The organism is Kitasatospora saccharophila (assembly GCF_039529925.1).
In the GTDB taxonomy this organism is placed as follows: Bacteria; Actinomycetota; Actinomycetes; order Streptomycetales; family Streptomycetaceae; genus Kitasatospora; species Kitasatospora saccharophila.
The window spans coordinates 132,643-146,960 of the sequence record NZ_BAAANS010000011.1 but is presented as its reverse complement, the minus strand read 5'-3'; the positions used below and the strand labels follow the sequence as shown (position 1 = coordinate 146,960).

13 protein-coding genes are annotated in these 14,318 nt (G+C 75.2%); 9 read left to right on the top strand and 4 right to left on the bottom strand.

Going from position 1 to position 14,318, the window contains the following annotated elements; translation table 11 throughout:
* Positions 1-189: 189 nt before the first annotated feature.
* A complete protein-coding gene (locus ABD345_RS11025) occupies positions 190-729 on the bottom strand; it encodes an EF-hand domain-containing protein (protein ID WP_344551792.1) in 540 nt (179 codons plus the stop codon).
* Positions 730-1,072: 343 nt separating this feature from the next.
* On the opposite strand from ABD345_RS11025, the gene ABD345_RS11020 reads away from it, so the two are divergent.
* The 6 genes from ABD345_RS11020 to ABD345_RS10995 all read left to right on the top strand — a co-directional run bounded on the left by ABD345_RS11020 (position 1,073) and on the right by ABD345_RS10995 (position 8,491).
* Positions 1,073-1,567, top strand: a complete 495-nt coding sequence (locus ABD345_RS11020) for a carboxymuconolactone decarboxylase family protein (protein WP_344551791.1) — start codon at positions 1,073-1,075, stop codon at positions 1,565-1,567.
* A gap of 137 nt (positions 1,568-1,704) precedes the next feature.
* Positions 1,705-2,691 (top strand): homocysteine S-methyltransferase, encoded by a 987-nt coding sequence (gene mmuM, locus ABD345_RS11015; protein WP_344551790.1) that lies wholly within the window; start codon positions 1,705-1,707, stop codon positions 2,689-2,691.
* Between the two features lie 82 nt (positions 2,692-2,773).
* Complete coding sequence (locus tag ABD345_RS11010) at positions 2,774-3,949, top strand: serpin family protein (RefSeq protein ID WP_344551789.1); 1,176 nt, start codon at positions 2,774-2,776, stop codon at positions 3,947-3,949.
* 341 nt (positions 3,950-4,290) lie between these two features.
* Positions 4,291-5,058, top strand: coding sequence for an IclR family transcriptional regulator (locus ABD345_RS11005; protein WP_344551788.1), 768 nt, complete (start codon positions 4,291-4,293; stop codon positions 5,056-5,058).
* A 234-nt stretch (positions 5,059-5,292) separates the two neighbouring features.
* Positions 5,293-6,813, top strand: coding sequence for a glycerol kinase GlpK (gene glpK, locus ABD345_RS11000; RefSeq protein ID WP_344551787.1), 1,521 nt, complete (start codon positions 5,293-5,295; stop codon positions 6,811-6,813).
* Positions 6,814-6,886: 73 nt separating this feature from the next.
* Positions 6,887-8,491, top strand: coding sequence for a glycerol-3-phosphate dehydrogenase/oxidase (locus ABD345_RS10995; protein WP_344551786.1), 1,605 nt, complete (start codon positions 6,887-6,889; stop codon positions 8,489-8,491).
* Positions 8,492-8,565: 74 nt separating this feature from the next.
* Here ABD345_RS10995 and ABD345_RS10990 read toward each other — a convergent pair whose 3' ends face one another.
* A complete protein-coding gene (locus tag ABD345_RS10990) occupies positions 8,566-9,966 on the bottom strand; it encodes a GntT/GntP/DsdX family permease (protein ID WP_344551785.1) in 1,401 nt (466 codons plus the stop codon).
* 66 nt (positions 9,967-10,032) lie between these two features.
* Positions 10,033-10,557: a gluconokinase gene (locus ABD345_RS10985; RefSeq protein ID WP_344551784.1), complete on the bottom strand. Its 525-nt coding sequence runs from the start codon at positions 10,555-10,557 to the stop codon at positions 10,033-10,035.
* Positions 10,558-11,014: 457 nt separating this feature from the next.
* Here ABD345_RS10985 and ABD345_RS10980 point away from each other — a divergent pair, with 457 nt between their 5' ends.
* Both ABD345_RS10980 and ABD345_RS10975 read left to right on the top strand, forming a co-directional pair.
* On the top strand, positions 11,015-11,743 hold the full coding sequence (locus ABD345_RS10980) for a FadR/GntR family transcriptional regulator (RefSeq protein WP_344551783.1): 729 nt from the start codon (positions 11,015-11,017) through the stop codon (positions 11,741-11,743).
* A 197-nt stretch (positions 11,744-11,940) separates the two neighbouring features.
* Positions 11,941-12,240, top strand: coding sequence for a hypothetical protein (locus ABD345_RS10975; protein ID WP_344551782.1), 300 nt, complete (start codon positions 11,941-11,943; stop codon positions 12,238-12,240).
* Between the two features lie 7 nt (positions 12,241-12,247).
* Here the strand turns inward: ABD345_RS10975 and ABD345_RS10970 are convergent, their stop codons facing one another.
* A complete protein-coding gene (locus ABD345_RS10970) occupies positions 12,248-13,027 on the bottom strand; it encodes a helix-turn-helix transcriptional regulator (RefSeq protein WP_344551781.1) in 780 nt (259 codons plus the stop codon).
* A gap of 55 nt (positions 13,028-13,082) precedes the next feature.
* Here ABD345_RS10970 and ABD345_RS10965 point away from each other — a divergent pair, with 55 nt between their 5' ends.
* Positions 13,083-14,285, top strand: coding sequence for an MFS transporter (locus ABD345_RS10965; protein WP_344551780.1), 1,203 nt, complete (start codon positions 13,083-13,085; stop codon positions 14,283-14,285).
* Positions 14,286-14,318 lie beyond the last annotated feature (33 nt).

Below are 14,318 nucleotides of genomic sequence, written 5' to 3'. Positions count from 1 at the left end.
AAGGCCGGAAGGCCGGAAGGCCGGAAGGCCGGAAGGCCGGAAGGCCGGAAGGCCGGAAGGCCGGAAGGCCGGAAGGCCGGAAGGCCGGAAGGCCGGAAGGCCGGAAGGGCCCGGAGCGGGGGGCGCCGTCCCCGGTCCGGGCCCTTCGGCCGTCAGTGCACCTCGCCGGCCGTCAGCGGCCGGGCGTGGTCAGCGGCCGAGCAGCGGGACGTCGATCTCGCCCAGGTGGTAGGCGCGCACGGCCTGGACGAGCTCCTCGACGGACAGCTGGCCGTCGCCGTTGGCGTCGATCTGGCGGAACGCGTCGGCCGGGTCGACGTTGGAGACGCCGATCGCGTCCAGCCAGGACTTGAACTCGGCCGGGTTGACCTGGCCGTCGCCGTCCACGTCGACCAGCTCGACGATGGCCTGGATGGTCGGCTTGACGACGCGGCCGAAGCCGGCGCCACCGTTCTCCAGGACGTGCTCCTCGGCGATGTGGTTGAACTGCTCGGGGGTGAGCGCGCCGGTGTGCTCGTCGATGCCGGCCTTGTCGGCGAAGAAGCTCCACATGCCGAGGTAGGCGTCGGTCAGCTGGCGGGCGGCCGGGGAGGCGGGGGCCTCGCCGAAGGCCTGCAGGATGCGCTTGGCCTCGGCGTCCCAGTCGGCGCGGTCGATCTGGCCGTCGCCGTTCACGTCCCAGAGGTCGAAACGCTTCTGGGCACGGTCGAGCTGCACGGAAGTGGTCATCGCGGAAATCTCCAGTTGTGGGTCTGGTGCGGGCGGGGCCGTCCCAGGGACGGGGCCGGTGGGTGCCGCCCGACGAGCGGTGCTTTCGCAGGAGCCGTCACACAATCGGTGTGGCAACGGAACGTCACATTACCGGCACGCTGTGCGACGGATCGCACACGTGCGGCCAACCGGGTGACGTTAGCGGTTCGTTGACGCTTCGTCAGTCGTACAGCCCTTGAACCACGGCTGCCGCGCCACGATTTGGGGACACCGTCAACAGTTTCGCGAGCGGCCTCCCGAGTGGGTGACCGGGCGCGTTTCCGACCCCCGCCGGACCCCGGGCCGTGCCTACGCTCGGAGGATGACCGAGACGCTCCCCCAGCCCGCCGCCCTCCCCCCGCTCCCGCCGCTGCCGATGATCGAGCTGGGCCCGCAGGCGTTCGCCGCCGTGCACGCCCTGCACGGGGCGGTGGAGGAGGCCGCGACGACGGCCGGGTTGGACCCGCTGCTGCTGGAACTGGTGCGGCTGCGCTGCTCGCAGCTGAACGGCTGCGTGTACTGCGTCGGCCTGCACACGGACTCGGCCCGCAAGGCGGGCGAACGGGACGACCGGCTGGCCGAGTTGGTGGTGTGGCGGGAGTCCGGGCTGTTCTCGCCCCGGGAGCGGGCCGCGCTCGCACTGGCCGAGGCGGTCACCCGGCTGACCGACCGGGCGGAGGGCACCCGGGCCCGGCGGGCCGCGCAGGCGGTGCTGTCGGAGCCGGAGGCGGCGTTCGTGGCCTGGGCAGCGACCGTGGTGAACACCTACAACCGGATCGCGGTCACCTCGCGCCCGGTGGCGACCGAGACGCCCTGAAGACCGCCGGGACGCCGGGCCGGGCCTCCGGGACGCCCCGAGCCCCGGACCGCCGCCCGCCACCGCCGTCCGATTCGCCGTCCGCCGCCACCGCCGTCCGGTTCGCCGGGAGCCGGTGGCGGGTGCAGTCTTGAGGGATGGTGACGGACTTCGACGGCTCCCCCTCCGGCCCGGCGCTGGCCTCGGCGATGGCGGCCGGACCGGTGCTGCTCGACGGCGGCCTGTCGAACCAACTGGCCTCCCAGGGCTGTGACTTGTCGGACGCGCTGTGGTCGGCCCGGCTGCTGCTGGACGAACCCCGGCAGCTGGTCGCGGCGCACCGGGCGTACTTCCTGGCGGGGGCCCAGGTGGCGACCACGGCGAGTTACCAGGCGAGCCGCACCGGTTTCGCCACCCGGGGCGTGGACGCGGCGAAGACGGACCGGCTGCTGGCGCTGAGCGTGGAGGTGGCCCGGCTGGCCGCCGAGGAGGTGGCGGCGGAGCTGGGCGACGGCCGTCCGCGCTGGGTGGCGGCGTCGGTGGGTCCGTACGGGGCGGTGCGGGCGGACGGTTCGGAGTACCGGGGCCACTACGGGCTGTCGGCCGCCGAGTTGACGGCGTTCCACCGGCCCCGGCTGGAGGTGCTGGCGGCGGCCGGGCCGGACGTGCTGGCGGTGGAGACCGTGCCCGACCTGCTGGAGGCGGCCGTACTGGCGGACTGCGTACGGGGGTTGGGGGTGCCGGTGTGGTTCTCGTTCGGCGCGGCGGACGGGCGGACCCGGGGCGGGGAGCCGCTGTCGGAGGTGTTCGCGCTGGTGTCGGAGGTTCCGGAAGCGGTGGCGGTGGGCGTCAACTGCTGTGCGCCGCAGGAGGTGGAGGCCGCGGTGGCACTGGCGGTGGAGGTGACCGGCCTGCCCGCGGTGGCCTACCCCAACAGCGGGGAGGGCTGGGACGCGGCGGCCCGGCGCTGGACGGGCCCGGCGGCGTTCGACCCCGTACGGGCGGCGTCCTGGGTGGCGGCCGGGGCGCGGCTGGTCGGCGGCTGCTGCCGGGTCGGCCCGGCGGCGATCGCGGCGATCGCCGAACTCGCGGCGGCGGGCGGCGGGGGCTCCGGCGAGAAGCCCGGCAAGCGGCCCGGCCGGTAGCCGGGCGGGGCGCCGTCCGATCGCTCTGGTACTGATGGGCGGGCTGAGTGGCGGAGGAGACGGCAGAAGGGGGCGAGGCACGGTGGACGCGGTGGCGGTCGAGCGGGTGAACGCGCTGGGAGCGCGCTGGGGACGGGAGTTGGACTTCGCGGCCGGCCAGGTGTGGACGGCGCTGGGGGTGTGGCCGCTGCTGGCCGCCCTGGCGGCGGGCGCGGACGGCCCGGCCCGGGCGGAGCTGGCCGGGGCGCTGGGCGTCCCGGCCGAGCAGGCCCCGGCGCTGGCCCGGGAGTTGCTGGCCCGGGTGAACGAAGTGCCGGGATGCGCGGCGGCGTTGGGGCTGTGGACGGCGGACGAGGTCGAGGTGGAACCCGGCTGGCCGGCGCGGCTGGACGCCTCGATGTGGGGGAAGTTGACCGGCGACGAAGCCAAGGACCGGGCTGCGCTGGACGGTTGGGCGCGGGAGCGGACCGGTGGCCTGGTCGAGCGGATACCGGTGGAGCTGTCCGGGGCGCTGCTGGTGCTGGCCTCGGCGCTGACGGTGCGCACCAAGTGGGCGAAGCCGTTCCGGGCGGACCGTTCGATGACCGACCTGGGCCCGTGGGCCTGGCGAGAGTACACCCGGCTGACGGCGTCGGGCCCGGAGCTGTACGAGCGGATCGCGGTGGCGCGGACCTCGGCGGGCCCGGTGGTGGAGGTCCGGGTGGTGGGCGACGGCGAGGTGGACGTGCACCTGGTGCTCGGCCCGGAGGCGGCCGGGCCGGGCGCGGTGGTGGCGGCCGGGTTCGAGCTGCTGTCGGGCGCGGCCCGGCGGACGCCGGTGGCAGACCTGCCGGACGGGGCGGCGTGGCCGGGGCTGGAGCTGGAGTCGGTGGAGTCCTCGGCGCGGCGGAACTCCGGAACGCTGCAGACGGTGGCCTTCCGGGTGCGGGCGGAGCACGATCTGCTGGCGCACGCCGACCTGTTCGGCCTGGGCACGGCCGCCGGGCCCGGCCACCACTTCCCGGGCATCAGCCGGAGCGTCCCGCTGGTGGTCGGCGGAGCCGGGCAGGCCGCGGTGGCGGAGTTCTCCGCGAAGGGCTTCGAGGCGGGCGCGGTCACTGCGGTGGCGTTGACCCGGAGCGCGTCGAGCGGTCTCTTCCGTTTCCGCTCGCGTCGGGCGACGGCCCGCTTCAACCGTCCGTTCGCCTTCCTGGCGGTGCACCGCCCGACCGGCCTGGTCCTGGTCGCGGGCTGGGTGGCGGAGCCGGCGACGGCCTGAGAACGCCCCGGCCCGAGAACGTCCCGGCCCGAGACCGGCGGCCGGCCGGGTGCCGCGGGCTGGAGCGGGTGCCGCGGGCTGGAGCGGGTGCCGCGGGCTGGAGCGGGTGCCGCGGGAGGTGTCGGCCGGAGGGGCCGGCGGCGTTCGGCGCGGAGTTCCGGGCGGACCTGGCGGTGGACCCGCCACCGGTGGTGCCGCGCCACCGGGCGCGTGGTCGGCGCGGCCCGGGGGACGGGAGGGGGCGGGAGGTGTCGGCCGGGTAGTACGGTCTTCGAGGGCGCGTCGTCCCGTTCTCGGCATGGTGGTCGGCAGGGTCGACCGGTGTTCAGTGGAGGTGGCGGGTGCCCGGTGCGATCCAGTCGCTGTCGCGGGCGGCCGCGATCCTGCGCCTGCTGGCGGGCGGGGAGCGCCGGCTCGGCCTGTCGGAGGTGGCGACGGGGCTGGGGCTGGCGAAGGGCACCGCGCACGGGATCCTGCGCACGCTGCAGCAGGAGGGCTTCGTCGAGCAGGACCCGGAGAGCGGCAAGTACCAGTTGGGCGCGGAGCTGCTGCGGCTGGGCCAGAGCTACCTGGACGTGCACGAGCTGCGGGCCCGGGCGCTGGTGTGGGCGGACGATCTGGCCCGGGCGGCCGGGGAGACGGTGTACCTGGGGGTGCTGCACCAGCGGGGGGTGCTGGTGGTGCACCACGTGTTCCGGCCGGACGACTCGCGGCAGGTGCTGGAGGTCGGTTCGATGCAGCCGCTGCACGCGACCGCGCTGGGCAAGGTGCTGCTGGCGTACGACCCGGTGGCGCGCGGCGAGTTGGGCGACGGTCCGTGGGAGGCGTTCACGGCCCGGACGGTGACCGGGCCGGCCGCGCTGGACGCGCAGTGCGCGCTGGTGCGCGAGCGCGGCTGGGCGGACGCGGTGGAGGAGACCTGGGAGGGGGTGGCCTCGGTGGCGGCGCTGATCCAGGACCGGCGGCGCAACCCGGTGGGCGCGGTGTGCGTGTCGGGCGCGGTGGAGACGGTGTGCGGTCCGGACGGCGCGGTGCGCCCGGCGCTGGTGGCCTCGGTGCGGACGGCGGCCCGGGCGATCTCCCGGGACCTGGGCGCGCACCGGTTCTGAGCGCGGAGCCCGGGCGCGCACCGGCCCTGGGCCCCCGTGCGCCGCGCGGGCTGCGTCACACCTCCTTGACGGCGGGCGTCCGACTGCGGTTGGCTGCCGAATGTTGTTCGACAATGTCGAACGCCGTCCGGCCGCCCCGGGTGAACCGCTCCGCCTGGTTTGCCGGACCCGCGCGTGCGGGGACTGACGAATGGTCACCCCCGCCCCGTTGCCGCCCACGAGCCGAGGTAACGCATGACTGCCAGCCACATCGCCGCGATCGACCAGGGCACCACGTCCAGCCGGTGCATCCTGTTCGACGCGGACGGCCGGATCGTCGCCGTCGAGCAGCAGGAGCACTCGCAGGTCTTCCCGCAGCCCGGCTGGGTGGAGCACGACGCGGCGGAGATCTGGACCAGGGTGCGCTCGGTGGTGCGCGGCGCGCTGGAGCGGGCCGGGCTGACCGCGGCGGACGTCAGGGCGGTGGGCATCACCAACCAGCGCGAGACCACGGTGCTGTGGGACCGGCACACCGGCGTGCCGGTGCACAACGCGATCGTCTGGCAGGACACCCGCACCGAGGCGCTCTGCCGCGAGCTGGGCCGCAACGTCGGCCAGGACCGGTTCCGCCGGGAGACCGGCCTGCCGCTGGCCAGCTACTTCGCCGGGCCGAAGATCCGCTGGCTGCTGGACCACGTCGAGGGGCTGCGCGAGCGCGCCGAGGCCGGGGACGTGCTGTTCGGGACGATGGACAGCTGGCTGATCTGGAACCTGACCGGCGGCGTGGACGGCGGCCGGCACGTCACCGACGTCACCAACGCCTCCCGCACCCTGCTGATGAACCTGCACACCCTCCAGTGGGACGAGCGGATCGCCGAGTCGATCGGCGTCCCGCTGGCGATGCTGCCGGAGATCCGCTCCTCCGCCGAGGTGTACGGCGAGGCGGTCGGCGACCTGGCGGGCGTGCCGGTCGCGGCGGCGCTCGGCGACCAGCAGGCGGCGCTGTTCGGCCAGACCTGCTTCGCCGAGGGCGAGGCCAAGTCGACGTACGGCACCGGCACCTTCCTGCTGCTGAACACCGGCGGGAGGGTCGTCCACTCGTACCACGGGCTGCTCACCACGGTCGGCTTCCGGATCGGCGAGCAGCCGCCGGTGTACGCCCTGGAGGGGTCGATCGCGGTGACCGGTTCGCTGGTGCAGTGGCTGCGCGACCAGCTCGGGATCATCTCGACGGCCGCCGAGGTCGAGACCCTGGCGAGCACCGTCGAGGACAACGGCGGCGCGTACGTGGTGCCCGCGTTCTCCGGCCTGTTCGCCCCGTACTGGCGCTCCGACGCGCGCGGCGTGATCACCGGGCTGACCAGGTACGTCACCAAGGGGCACCTGGCCCGGGCGGTGCTGGAGGCGACGGCCTGGCAGACCCGGGAGGTGGTGGACGCGATGCAGAAGGACTCCGGCGTCACGCTGACCGCGCTGAAGGTGGACGGCGGGATGACCTCCAACAACCTGCTGATGCAGTGCGTCGCGGACGTGCTGGACGTCCCGGTCGAGCGCCCGTACGTCGCCGAGACCACCGCGCTGGGCGCGGCCTACGCGGCGGGGCTGGCGGTCGGCTTCTGGGACGGCCAGGAGACGCTGCGGGCGAACTGGCACCGGGCCGCCGAGTGGACGCCGAAGATGGCCGCCGACACGCGCGAGCGCGAGCACCGCAACTGGTTGAAGGCCGTGGAGCGCACCATGGGCTGGATCGACCAGGACGAGCAGTCGGAGCTCTGAGCCAGGCCCGTCAGGACCCACCGATCGGAAGGAGCAGCGGACCGGCCGCACACCGGGCCGCCCACCACACACCATGGCAACCACCCCGCACCCCGTGGCCCCCGTCCCGACCCTGGGCGCCGAGCGCACCTCGGGCCGCCTCGCCCCCCGCGCGGCCACCCGCGAGCTGCTCGGCCGGGCCCGCTACGACCTGCTGGTGATCGGCGGCGGCATCCTGGGCACCGCCACCGCGTGGACCGCCGCCCAGGCCGGGCTGAAGGTGGCCATGGTGGAGGCCGGGGACTTCGCGGGCGCCACCTCCTCGGCCTCGTCCAAGCTGGTGCACGGCGGGCTGCGCTACCTGCAGACCGGCGCGGTGCGGCTGGTCGCGGAGAACCACAAGGAGCGCCGGGCGCTGGCCACCGACGTGGCCCCGCACCTGGTCAGCCCGCTGACCTTCTTCGTGCCGGTGTACGAGGGCGGCCCGCACTCGGCGCCGAAGCTCGGCGCGGGGGTGTTCCTGTACTCGGCGCTGTCGGCGTTCCGCGACGGCCTGGGCCGGGTGGTCTCCCCGTCGGTGGCGGCGCGCGCCGTGCCGGGGCTGCGCACCGAGGGGCTGCGGCGGGTCGCGGTGTACGGGGACCACCAGATGAACGACGCCCGGATGGCCGTGATGACGGTGCGGGCGGCGGTGGACGCGGGCGCGGTGGCGCTCAACCACGCCGAGGTGACGGGGCTGCGCTTCACCCGCGGCCGGGTCACCGGCGCGGAGGTGCGCGACGCCCTGGACGGCACCGAGTTCGGGGTGGACGCCCGGCTGGTGCTGAACGCCACCGGCCCGTGGGTGGACCGCCTGCGGCGGATGGAGCACGCGGGCGCGGCGCCGTCGATCCGGCTGTCCAAGGGCGCGCACGTGGTGCTGCGCCGGCAGGCGCCGTGGCGGGCGGCGCTGACCATCCCGATCGACCACTACCGGGTGTCGTTCGCGATCCCGTGGGAGGACCACGTCCTGCTCGGCACCACCGACGAGGAGTACGCCGACGACCCGCTGGAGGTGCGGGCCACCGAGGCGGACGTCGACCAGATCCTGGCCGAGGCCGGGCACGCGGTGCGCGGCGAGCACCTGCGCCGGGAGGACATCACGTACGCCTTCGCGGGCCTGCGGGTGCTGCCGGGCGGGCCGGGGGGGACGGCGGCGGCCAAGCGGGAGACGGTGGTGACCGAGGGCCGGGCCGGGATGCTGTCGGTCGCGGGCGGCAAGTGGACGACGTACCGGCACATCGGCCGGGTGGTGCTGGAGAGGCTCAAGCACGCCTCGGGCGCGGGCCTGGCCGAGGACGTCTCGCCGATCCCGCCGACCGTCCCGCTGCCGGGGATCGGCTCCCCGCAGGCGGTGGCCCGCCGGCTGCTGACCGACCGCGAGCCGGGCAGCCGGCTGGACCCGCTGGTGGCCCGCAACCTGGCCACCCACTACGGCACGCTGTCCTACCAGGTGGCCCGGCTGATCGACGAGCGCCCCGAGCTGGGCGAGCGGATCCACCCGGACGGGCCGGACGTGTGGGCGCAGGTGGTGTACGCGGCCGAGCAGGAGTGGGCGTACACGGTGGACGACGTGCTGCGGCGGCGCACCACGCTGACGGTGCGCGGGCTGGACGGGGAGGACGTGCGCAAGCGCACCGCGGAGTTGCTGCGGGGCTGAGCGGACAGGGCGACGCCCTCCGGGAGAAGCGGGAGTTCCGGAGGGCGTCGCGGTCTTGCGGGGGTCGCCGGTCGTCAGATGATCAGGCTGAGCGGCAGGATCAGCGCGATGGCGACCACCGAGATGATCGTCTCCATCACCGACCAGGACTTCAGCGTCTGCCCGACGCTCATCCCGAAGTACTCCTTCACCAGCCAGAAGCCGGCGTCGTTGACGTGCGACAGGAACAGCGACCCGGCGCCGATCGCCAGCACCAGCAGCGCGGCGTGGCTGGTCGACATGTCGGCGGCCAGCGGGCCGACGATGCCCGCGGCGGTGATGGTGGCGACCGTCGCCGAGCCGGTGGCGAGCCGGATCAGCACCGCGATCAGCCAGCCGAGCAGCAGCGCGGAGACGTGCCACTTGCCGGACCACTCACTGACCGCCTGGCCGACGCCGACGTCGATCAGGGTCTGCTTGAAGCCGCCGCCCGCGCCGACGATGAACACGATCCCGGCGATCGGGCCGAGCGCCGAGCCGACCGTCTCGGAGATCCTCCCCTTGTCGAAGCCGGCCGCCCGGCCCAGGGTGAGCATGCCGAGCAGGGTGGCGGCGAGCAGCGCGATCAGCGGCGAGCCGATGAAGTCGAAGAGCCGCTGGACGGTGGACTTCGGGTCGTCGATCACCACGTCGGTGAGCGCCTTGCCGAGCATCAGCACGACCGGCAGCAGGATGGTGGCCAGCACCGCGGCGAACTTCGGCGTCCGCTCGCGCTTGACGGTGTCGACCGGCTCGGTCTCGGCGGGCAGTTCGAGCGGGCCGACCCAGCGCTGGGCGAGGCGGCCGAACAGCGGACCGGCCACGATCAGGGTCGGGACGGCGATCAGCAGGCCGAGCGCCAGGGTCACGCCCAGGTCGGCGTGCAGGGCGTCGACGGCGACCAGCGGACCCGGGTGCGGCGGGACGAGGCCGTGCAGCACCGAGAGGCCGGCCAGCGCGGGGATGCCGATCCCGATCAGCGGGGCGTTGCCGCGCCGGGCCACCAGCAGCACGATCGGCACCAGCAGCACCACGCCGACCTCGAAGAACAGCGGCAGGCCGAGCACGGCGGCGATCAGCGCCATCGCCCAGGGCAGCAGCTTGGGGCCGGTGCGGGCCAGCACGGTGTCCGCGATGGTGTTGGCGCCGCCGGAGTCGGCGAGCAGCTTGCCGAGCATCGCGCCCAGGCCGATCAGCAGGCCGACCGAGGCGACGGTGGCGCCGAAACCGGTGGAGAAGCTGGCCAGCAGCTTGTCGAAGGGCGCCCCGGCGACGGCCGCCAGCAGCCCGGACCCGAGCGTCAGGGCCAGGAACGGGTGCAGCTTGAGCTTGGTGATCAGCAGCACGATCGCGCCGATGGCGAGCAGCACGGCGAGCAGCAGCTGACCGTTGCTCGCGGTGTGCGGCAGCGCCGGTGCGTCGGCCGCCAGCAGGGTGGGGGTCACGGAGGTCTCCATTGACGGGCCGCCACCGTCCGGCTGTCGGACGGCCGGTGGCGGGGTGTGACGTGGGGGTGCGGGGTTTCAGCGGGCCAGGACGGCGACGGCGCGCTCGACCAGGGTGTCGGGGTCGGCGTCGACGTCCAGCACGGTGCCGTTCTCGTCCGCCTGCAGCGGTTCGAGCGCGGCGTACTGGGAGTCCAGCAGCGAGGGCGGCATGAAGTGGCCGGTGCGGTGCGCGAGCCGGTCGCCGACCAGGTCGTGGCCGCCGGACAGGTGCAGGAAGAACGCGTCCGGGCAGGCGGCGCGCAGCACGTCCCGGTAGCTCCGCTTGAGCGCGGAGCAGGTGACCACTCCCCCGCTGCCGGCCGCGACCCGCTCGCCCAGCCAGCCGCCGAGGGCGCGCAGCCAGGGCTGCCGGTCCTGGTCGTCCAGCGGGGTCCCGGCGCTCATCTTGGCGATGTTGGCGGCGGGGTGGAAGTCGTCGGCCTCGGCGTACGGAAGCCCGAGGCGCTCGGCGAGCAGCCGGGCGACGGTGGTCTTCCCGACCCCGGAGACGCCCATCACCACGACGGCGGGGGGCTGCTGGTTCTCGGCACTGAGAGCCATGGGTGGTGCTCCTGTCCTTGCCTGCTTGCGAGGGCAACCTTGACGCAAAGGTATGACTTATTCAAGCGACCGAAACCTAATCGTCATACTTTTTGGGATCGGGGCTGGTGGGAGGAGGTGCGGGACCGCCGCGGAGCGGCCGGAGAGCGGCCGGGGCCCGGACCGGGACGGCGGAACCGCGGACGCTCGAACGGGAAGGCCGCGGGGGCGCGGCGGGCCGGCGAGGGGATCGGGGTTGGTGGGAGGGAGTGCGGGACCGCAACGGAGCGGCCGGGGAGCGGCCGGGGCCCGGACCGGGACGGCGAGGGGGCCGGGCGGGCGGCGCGGAGCGGCAGGGCGACGGGTAGGGCGCGGGGCGCGGCGGCGGTGGGACGGGGCACGGGGAGCCTTCGCGGAGCGGTGGGGCCGGGTGGGACGGGGGCCGTCTTCCCGGTGATCGCGCCGATAAGCTGGCCGGATGGAGATCCAGGGCTTGCCCGGCCGCCTGCTCGCCGAACTCGGCCCGGCCATCGCCTCCGGGGAGTTGCCGGAGGGCACGGTGCTGCGCGCCGAGGAGTTGGAGCAGCGGCACGGGGTGTCCCGCACGGTGGTGCGGGAGGCGGTGCGGATCCTGGAGTCGATGCGGATGGTCGAGCCGCGGCGGCGGGTCGGCATCACCGTCCGGCCGAAGGCCGACTGGGACGTGTTCGATCCGCTGGTGATCCGCTGGCGGCTGGCCGGGGCGGACCGCTCCGCGCAGCTGCGTTCGCTGGGGTCGCTGCGGGTCGCGGTGGAGCCCGCGGCGGCGGCGCTGGCGGCCCGGTGCGCGGGGGACGACGACCGGCGGGAGTTGAGCGCGCTGGCCGTCGAACTGACCGTCACGGCCCGGGCCGCGGACCTGGACGCCTTCCTGGCGCACGACATCGCCTTCCACGCGGTGGTGCTGCGGGCGTCCGGCAACGAGATGTTCGCGCACCTGAAGGACACCGTGGGCGCGGTCCTCACCGGCCGCACCGAGCACCGGCTGATGCCGCACCGGCCGCGCGAGTACGCCGTCCAGTTGCACCGGGACGTGGCGCAGGCGATCTGCGCGGGCGACCCGGAGCTGGCGGAGCGGGCGATGCGGACCATCGTGGTCGGCGCGCTGGAGGAGCTGGACGCCACCTTGGACGCCGCCGCGGACGCCGCCCCGGACGCCGCGCGCTGAGCCGACGGGACCGGCCGGACGGGGTCTTGCGGCCCCGGTTACGATCCTGACGGGGAGCCGGGGGTCCGGGGAGAACCGTCGGCACGACACGCCCACGGTCGGCTGGATCGGCCATCCCGGCGGCATAGCCTCCCCCGGACGGGGCAGGGCTGGTCTTGGTGCGCCCGCAGGGGCGCAGGACCGACAGGGGGTTGGCGATGGCCGGTCGTCGGCGCGGGCGGTTGCCGGACGAGGTCCGGGCGGCCGCCGTCCGGGCGGGCATGGCGTTCGCCTTCACGGTGTTCACCTTCGTGGTGGCGCTGTTCGCCTCCTGGGCGCACACCGGCCTGCTGACGCCGGCGCTGGCGCTGATGGCGCTGGGGGTCTTCCTGCTCGCCTGGTGCCTGATCGACGTGGTGGTCTCCCGGCAGGTCGCCTCGTCCCGCCGTCGCACCCCCAACTCGGCTGCCCCGCTGGAGGGTTCGCGCGAGCACGGGAACGGTCGGCGGCAGCGCTGAGGCCCGGTCAGCCCTGCTGGTAGCGGCCCGGGGTGGTGCCGAAGGCGTGCCGGAACGCCTCGATGAACGCGCTCGGCGAGCGGAAGCCGCAGGCGGCGGCGGTGGCGGTGACCGAGCGGCCCCGGGCGAGCAGCACCAGGGCGCGCTGGAGGCGCAGTTGGGTGCGCCACTGCGGGAAGCCGAGGCCGAGTTCGGCCCGGAAGAGCCGGCTGAGGGTGCGTTCGGCGGCGCCGACGGCGCGGCCGAGTTCGGCCAGCGAGCGGTCGTCGGCGGGGTCGGCGGCCAGCAGGTCGGCCAGGTCGCGCAGCCGGGGATCGGTGGGGCGCGGGAGGCCGAGCGGGAGTTCGGGGGCGTGCGCGAGCTGGTCCAGGGCGGCCTGTTCGAGGGTCCGGGCGGGGCGTCCGGCGGGGGCGTCGGGGCCGGTCAGGTGGGCGATGATCTCGCGCAGCAGCGGGGTGGCGGCCAGGACGGCGGGCGCGGTGAGGTGCAGCGGGTCGGTGCCGGCCGGGTAGACCAGGCAGCGCAACTCGCTGGGCCCGTGCGCCCGGTGGGTGTGCGGGACCCCGGCGGGCAGCCACACCGCGCGGTGCGGCGGGACGACCCAGCGACCGTGCGGGGTGCTCACCTCCAGCACGCCCAGGCCGGGGGTGATCAGCTGGTTGACGTCGTGCCAGTGCCAGTCGATCCGTTCCCGGTGCGCCAGCGGGTGCCGGCTGGGGCCGGTCTCCTTCTGGTGGGGCGCGTCCTCCTGCGGGCCGTCCTCGGCGGGTTGGCGGGTTGGCGACATGGATTGGCAGAGTACCGGAAGCCCGCGCCCCGTCCCGGCCGCCAGTCTGGTGCGCATGACGAGTGAACTGCCCGGCGTGTGGCGCCGGATGCGGATGTGGGGCGCGGCGCACGCCGTGGACGACCTGTACCAGGGCCTGATCCCGGCGGTGGTGCCGTACTTCGTGCTGGAGCGCGGGTACGGGTACGTGGCGGCGGGCGGGCTGACCCTGGCGGCGACGCTGGGCAGCGCGGTCCCGCAGCCGCTGGTCGGGCTGCTGGTGGACCGGCGTCCGCTGCCCTGGCTGTCGGCGGCGGGGCTGGCGCTGGCCGGGCTGGGCGCGGGGCTGAGCGGGCTGGCCGACGGGTACGCGCTGGTGTGGCTGCTGGTGCTGCTCTCCGGCCTGGGGGTGGCGGCCTTCCACCCGGCGGCGGGGCGGGCGGCCCGGGAGGCGGCGGGCGACTCCACCAGTGCGATGAGCGTCTTCGCGGCGGGCGGCAGCGTCGGGTTCTTCCTGGCGCCGGTGCTGGCCACGCCGCTGCTGTCGGCGTGGGGCGTGCGGGCGACGGCGGTGTTCGTGCTGCCCGCGCTGGTGATGGCGGCGGTGCTGTTCCGGGCCCGGCACCGGACCCGTCCGCACGCCGCGGGCCGGGCGAAGCGGGCCGGGCGGGACCGCTGGCGGCCGTTCCTGGTGCTGACCGGGGTGGAGGTGGTCCGCTCGGTGGTGTTCTTCGGCGTCAGCACCTTCATCGAGCTGTACTGGCTGCGGCAGTTGCACGCCTCCCACCTGCTGGCCGGGGCGGCGCTGACCTGCTTCCTGCTCGGCGGCGTCGCGGGCACCCTGGGCGGCGGGCGGCTGGCCGACCGGATCGGCATGGTGCGCACCGCGCAGTGGGGCACCGCGCTGACCGTCCCGATGCTGGTGCTGCTGCGGGTGACGCCGGGCGCGTGGGCGCCGCTGCTGTTCGCCGTGCTGGCGGGCGCGGCGCTGAACCTGCCGTTCGCCGTCCTGGTCAAGCTGGGCCAGGACTACCTGCCCAACCGCCCCGGCACCGCGGCCGGCGTCACCCTCGGCCTGGCGGTCAGCGTCGGCGGCCTGATCGCCCCGCTGTTCGGGCTGGTCGCCCAGCGGCACGGCCCGCAGGGCGTGATGTGGCTGCTGCCGGCGATCCCGCTGCTGGGCGTCGCGCTGGGCGCGTTCATGGTCGAACCGGGCCGCTGGAAGGACGCGGACGACGCGGACGCGGAACTCGAACCGGCCGGCGCCGCCGCCTCGTAGGGTCGGGTCGGACGCGGCCCTAGGCTGGGCGGC

Coding starts and splice junctions, on each gene's coding strand:
- ABD345_RS11025 (WP_344551792.1), bottom strand. CDS start 729: ATGACCACTTCCGTGCAGCTCGACCGTGCCCAGAAGCGTTTCGACCTC.
- ABD345_RS11020 (WP_344551791.1), top strand. CDS start 1,073: ATGACCGAGACGCTCCCCCAGCCCGCCGCCCTCCCCCCGCTCCCGCCG.
- mmuM (WP_344551790.1), top strand. CDS start 1,705: ATGGTGACGGACTTCGACGGCTCCCCCTCCGGCCCGGCGCTGGCCTCG.
- glpK (WP_344551787.1), top strand. CDS start 5,293: ATGACTGCCAGCCACATCGCCGCGATCGACCAGGGCACCACGTCCAGC.
- ABD345_RS10995 (WP_344551786.1), top strand. CDS start 6,887: ATGGCAACCACCCCGCACCCCGTGGCCCCCGTCCCGACCCTGGGCGCC.
- ABD345_RS10990 (WP_344551785.1), bottom strand. CDS start 9,966: ATGGAGACCTCCGTGACCCCCACCCTGCTGGCGGCCGACGCACCGGCG.
- ABD345_RS10985 (WP_344551784.1), bottom strand. CDS start 10,557: ATGGCTCTCAGTGCCGAGAACCAGCAGCCCCCCGCCGTCGTGGTGATG.
- ABD345_RS10980 (WP_344551783.1), top strand. CDS start 11,015: ATGGAGATCCAGGGCTTGCCCGGCCGCCTGCTCGCCGAACTCGGCCCG.
- ABD345_RS10975 (WP_344551782.1), top strand. CDS start 11,941: ATGGCCGGTCGTCGGCGCGGGCGGTTGCCGGACGAGGTCCGGGCGGCC.
- ABD345_RS10970 (WP_344551781.1), bottom strand. CDS start 13,027: ATGTCGCCAACCCGCCAACCCGCCGAGGACGGCCCGCAGGAGGACGCG.
- ABD345_RS10965 (WP_344551780.1), top strand. CDS start 13,083: ATGACGAGTGAACTGCCCGGCGTGTGGCGCCGGATGCGGATGTGGGGC.